1 protein-coding gene is annotated in these 1,214 nt (G+C 49.1%); it reads left to right on the plus strand.

Annotated features, from left to right (window positions below; all coding sequences use genetic code 11):
- Positions 1-55 precede the first annotated feature (55 nt).
- Positions 56-1,195 (plus strand): ISAs1 family transposase, encoded by a 1,140-nt coding sequence (locus NXS07_RS20165; protein WP_258087528.1) that lies wholly within the window; start codon positions 56-58, stop codon positions 1,193-1,195.
- The last annotated feature ends 19 nt before the right edge of the window (positions 1,196-1,214 follow it).

Raw genomic sequence — 1,214 nt, forward strand, 5'->3', positions numbered from 1 at the left:
TCGATGTTTGTGATTTATAATTCGCATACTGACCATGATAACCGTAGAAACTGCCATGCAAGCAACCACGCTTAGTCACGCCTTTGGACACCTCACTGATCCGCGTATCAACCGCACTAAACAGTATGCCCTCATCGATATTTTAACCATTTCGATTTGTGCCGTGATCTGCGGTTGCGAAGGTTTCAATGCGATTGAAGAATACGGTAAATCCAAGGAAGATTGGTTTCGGCAGTTTCTGGATCTTCCCAATGGCATCCCCAGTCACGACACCTTTAACGATGTGATAAATCGGCTTGATCCCCAAGAATTTGGGGACGCTTTTACCCAATGGGTGAGCAGCTTAGCCAAAATCTCCGATGACATTATTGCGTTGGATGGCAAAACATTGCGGGGAACGCTCGACAAAGCCAATGGCGCACCGGCTCTCCATCTGGTCAGCGCCTGGTCAGTCGCGAATCAACTCTGCTTTGGTCAGGTGAAAGTCTCGGACAAATCGAATGAAATCACTGCGATCCCCAAGTTGTTGGCGCTACTGGATATTGGCGGTTCGACCATCACGATTGACGCGATGGGCTGCCAGTACAAAATCGCTGACCAGATTGTCGAGAACCAAGCCGATTATGGGCTGGCGTTAAAAAGCAACCAGGGCGAGTTTCATGATGATATCAAACTCTTTTTAGAAACCCAGCTGGCGAACGATTTTACGGGAATATCTCACGCCAAAACCCAGTGCACGGAGGGCGATCATGGCCGTATTGAAGAGCGTCGGTTGTGGCTGGTTAACGATATCGGTTGGTTGCGGGCTCGGCACCCTCAGTGGCATACGCTGGGCGGCATTGCGGTTGTGGAGTCCTGGCGTGAAGAGCAGGGAAAATCAGCGCGTTATGAAAGACGTTACTTTATCACCAGTCACCGTGATAAGTCGGCGGACTTTATCGCGTGCGCGATACGCAGTCATTGGCACATTGAAACGAAGCTGCACTGGCAGTTAGACGTCAGTTTCGGTGAAGACGGCCAGCGTCTGAGAAGTGGTCATGCCGCTGAAAACATGGCATTAATGAATAAAATAGCCCTTAACCTACTGAAAAATGAGAAAACCGTTAAGGTGGGTGTGAAAACCAAGCGCCAGAAAGCTGGATGGGATAATGGTTATATGCTGAAGGTTCTAACGGGAGGGTTTACGTCAGTATAATTTAGACCCGTTTGCCCTA

It is taken from the genome of Xenorhabdus bovienii, from assembly GCF_024721015.1.
Taxonomy (GTDB): Bacteria; Pseudomonadota; Gammaproteobacteria; order Enterobacterales; family Enterobacteriaceae; genus Xenorhabdus; species Xenorhabdus bovienii.

What these genes read in the sequence shown, in the direction of transcription:
- NXS07_RS20165 (WP_258087528.1), top strand. Translation starts at nt 56, where the DNA reads ATGCAAGCAACCACGCTTAGTCACGCCTTTGGACACCTCACTGATCCG.